This window comes from Aeromonas sp. HMWF015 (assembly GCF_963878965.1).
In the GTDB taxonomy this organism is placed as follows: Bacteria; Pseudomonadota; Gammaproteobacteria; order Enterobacterales; family Aeromonadaceae; genus Aeromonas; species Aeromonas veronii.
The window spans coordinates 1-3,544 of record NZ_CAWNZT010000063.1; the positions used below are offsets into that span (position 1 = coordinate 1).

General features: G+C 50.4%; 5 protein-coding genes. All 5 read right to left on the bottom strand.

Features of this window, described 5'->3' with window-relative positions; translation table 11 throughout:
• On the bottom strand, positions 1–555 hold a 555-nt coding region (locus tag AACS18_RS02875; protein ID WP_308810791.1), incomplete at its 3' end, for an E2/UBC family protein.
• Positions 552–1,643: a CBASS cGAMP synthase gene (locus AACS18_RS02880; protein ID WP_258228671.1), complete on the bottom strand. Its 1,092-nt coding sequence runs from the start codon at positions 1,641–1,643 to the stop codon at positions 552–554. The genes AACS18_RS02875 and AACS18_RS02880, both read right to left, overlap by 4 nt.
• Before the next feature lie 44 nt (positions 1,644–1,687).
• Positions 1,688–2,689, bottom strand: coding sequence for a CBASS cGAMP-activated phospholipase (locus AACS18_RS02885; protein WP_108612029.1), 1,002 nt, complete (start codon positions 2,687–2,689; stop codon positions 1,688–1,690).
• A 6-nt stretch (positions 2,690–2,695) separates the two neighbouring features.
• Positions 2,696–2,923: a DUF2188 domain-containing protein gene (locus AACS18_RS02890; RefSeq protein ID WP_258228672.1), complete on the bottom strand. Its 228-nt coding sequence runs from the start codon at positions 2,921–2,923 to the stop codon at positions 2,696–2,698.
• 267 nt (positions 2,924–3,190) lie between these two features.
• Positions 3,191–3,544: hypothetical protein (locus AACS18_RS02895; protein ID WP_219927956.1), on the bottom strand; the 354-nt coding region annotated here is incomplete at its 5' end.

Consider the following 3,544-nt stretch of genomic DNA (forward strand, 5'->3'; position numbering starts at 1 on the left):
GGTTATTTGGAAACCGAGTGAACTCAACTTTATTGTTGTTCGATCTGCGTTATCGGTGATGAACAAAAATGGTTTTCCATTGGCGGCTTCCGCGACAATACAATTTTGTCGTCCCAGCTCGTCGTTTTGCATATCTGAGAAGCAAAGCCAGCCGTTCCAGTAGGCGAAGAATTCTTCAGCAAGACCTTCTATCATCTCACCCTGCAAAATCTGCCCGAATACCTCTGCCGCACGTTGCAGGCACGCCAAAGACTGTCCTAAAGGATCGTAGATATCCAGAACAATAGTTCCCTTGGCGAGATAGCAAAGATCACCGTTTGCGCCAAGATGAGGGAGCGTCTTGGGCAGCTCAGGAGGAATGTCGAGCAGCCGAATGCGAGGCAGGTCGAAGAACTCGGGGTCGATCTGAATCTCACACAGGTATCCTTTGTCTGCGTTGGGTGGGAGCAGTTGTCCCTGCAACTTGAACCAGCCATCGTCCGTTTTGCAGACAAAATAGAAACCTTGTTGCTTGAAGGCATCGATCACATCAGTGACAGTAACGACGTTGTTCATCCAGCCTTCGTACGCCCGACGAATTCGCTTGGACCGGCTGTGGCAGGTGCTGCTGCGATGGTGGCGGCGACCGATACAGCCTTGACTCGATCTGGCTCATTCGGAAAGCGAGGGCCGAATTCGCCCTGCATCCAAATGCAAGCCTGTGAAGGACTGCTAGCGTTAGTGGCCCCACGAAGCATCTTTTCGAATTCTTCAAATGCTTTTGCAGCCTCTTCGACACCTGCTTTGCCAAGCCGTTCTGTGAGCGATTCTGACTCATCCACGGGGTTATTGACTCCTGCACGTAGTTTACCCGGCAGTTTTGTAACAACATCCAGTAGTGCAAGGTCATCGCGTCGATCTCGTTTCTCAAAGAGGGGCGCCGCAGATGCCATCAGTAGGATCGAAGCTGGTCCGCCGCTGGACCATCTCCAATCGCGGTATGCCTTTAAGTAGCGAATCACGCGGCGAAACTGCTCTCCCTTGGCCTCAACTTCGCCCAAAAACCACTCCTTTACTGGTCTTGGATCAGAGCGCATCCAGTTGTATTCGCGATGTGCGAGGAGAACCTCGCCAGCAGGTAGGGCTGTCCAAGCATCTCGCTCTGCTTTTTTCACTGCTTCGGTCAGCGAATCATAGCCGTAGCTCTCCATCGATGCTTTGGCTAGCATGACAAATTCCTTGTCTGGTATGGCATACAACGGAATATCAATGTGAGCATACTTGGAAATGATTATGCGGATACATGTTGGTTTATCGGTAACAAGCTTCCACTGCTTTTCTTTAACCAGTGGCGTTAAGGCTTCTTCCGCGGCGGTAAAGAACACCATTGCCGCTACACTGGGACGCTTCGTCTGCGAAACGAAGCTCAATGGCAAATAACAGCCATCATCAATATCCGCTTGTTGAGGGGGCTTTGCCGGGGAATTTAGCGTCTTGTATGCCCACGATCCTTGCGTGAAGAAACGCGGCTGTGGCACATCTTCAGAATATCCATGTGCTTTCAGCACTCGTGGGATGCCATTTCGCAGACAGTTCCTGACATCTGTGCGCGCATTGGCGATACTGACACGTTGTTCGGGGGTCAGATCCAGTTCGTCCTGCATGCAGGATTCGTCATCAGAAGTAGTAAAGAAAAGCGGACTCAGGTTTAGCATGTGACCTCTGAAGCATTCTTGTTGGGGCCGTGATAGAAGGTGGGGGCACCGGCTTGGTGCGCTCGGAACGGTTTAAAAAGTGGATCGCCAAGTGCACGTTGCGCGGCGTGAATTCCTCGATTTTTGAGCGTGTTAGTTGCACCTATAGAAACCCGATCTAGCGCCTTTACATCTTTACTCTGATCAGGCGTTGCCTTGTCGTCGATCTGGAAGTAGTTGTTCCCTAGCAATTGCCGCAGCATATAGTCTACTGACGATTCCTGAGCCGAGATCACTAAGTCGAAGAGCCCCCCACGCCATTTCCCAAATCCACGGTCAAGACTTGCGGCCCCTCGAACTGTAGCGCCAATACTCATTGTTCCTATGGACAGAACTCTAATCTGGGCATTCTGGTTTGGTGCGAGGAATGTGGTGACTTCATGTAACCCAAATAAACCTGGAGCGTTGCCAACCAGCCCCCCATCTGCAAAAACTCCCCGGTCATTTCGTGCTAATGGAAAGTAGACAGGAGCTGCTGCTGTTGCAAGCGCAACATCGACGAGCTTCATGCGATGATCCAGTTCAAAAGATGGGTGATGAGGCGTCTTAAAGAATTGCCCGCGCCCTGTCGAATAGTTGACTGCCGGCACAAGAACACGATGCTTCAAATCACCCATAGTGAGCTCCTGGAAGCGTTCGATTAATACCTGCCGTAATCCGTCGGAGTCATGTTTTGCTGTCCACCAGAACCCGAGCATTCGCCGCCATAAGTTGCGACAACCAAAGATGCGATTGCCTTGTTCTTCAAAAAGGGCTTTGAGCTCATAAGCGGGAATATCTGCAGCTAGCCCTAATGCAAGCATTCCCCCTGCGGATGTACCGCAGATGAGATCGAAGTGTGAAGCTATAGGGCGACCAAGTATGGCTTCGAGTTCGGCCAGAACAGTGGCTGTATATAGGCCGCGATAACCACCACCTGATAATGCCAGAACGTGATACGTTGGGGGACTTGTCATGGTCTGTTAGCCTTTTGGCGGAAAAGGATCTTTGCCGTGGCTATCCTTGTCACGAATACGACCATCCGGGCGGTGAATGACAAGTTCAGACTGTTGGTTTCGTGTAATATCTCTCGCGGCATCAATGGCTTGCTGCTGAGTGTTGTGTACAGAGGTTGCCTTCTGATTGCCTTCACCTTTAACAGCCCAACCATTTTCGTGAGGAACAACATGCTGATTTTTGCCCGCCATCATAAATCTCCCGAATTGAACCAATGAGAGCCAGCTATGCTGGTGGGCTAGTCAATAGCTACCCACTACTTCAGTTATGCCGGCTAAAGAATGTATAGCTATCCACTTGAGGACACTGTGACACTATATGGCGTGCCTGTTTATGTGGTCAACTACCATATATTGATTTCTGTTAAAGACATCAAGGATGGTGGGCGGAGTTGACGGTGTATGCGGATAGAGGCGGGGAGTGTACTTTTTTCATTAAACTTGGACCTCATGGCGAACGAACTACAAAGCAGCATCGACCTCCTCAGTGTTGGCATGCTTTTGGCAAAAAACACTGAATGCCAGGACTGCAGAATGTCGCTCTTTGTAGAAGAAGTGCATCTGTAGCGGATGCTTTGCTGCCCCATATAGTGGGGCATTTATCCCGTCAAATCGGTTACCCAAAGTTTCTTGAAACTGATCCAGGGTCAGGTCATAGATCAGCCCATCGATCTCTAGCCAGTAGTGAGACTCACGGCGATCTCTGGTATCGCCTTTGACAACAGTCACCATGTGTTGTGTGGGCAGAAGACTCACCAATATTCCAAACACCACAGAGGCCCCCTGACAGCAGTTCAGGGGGAAACTGGTGAAGAA

Excerpts from the sequence above, each read along its gene's own strand:
- AACS18_RS02880 (WP_258228671.1), bottom strand. The coding sequence starts at position 1,643 with ATGCAGGACGAACTGGATCTGACCCCCGAACAACGTGTCAGTATCGCC.
- AACS18_RS02885 (WP_108612029.1), bottom strand. The coding sequence starts at position 2,689 with ATGACAAGTCCCCCAACGTATCACGTTCTGGCATTATCAGGTGGTGGT.
- AACS18_RS02890 (WP_258228672.1), bottom strand. The coding sequence starts at position 2,923 with ATGATGGCGGGCAAAAATCAGCATGTTGTTCCTCACGAAAATGGTTGG.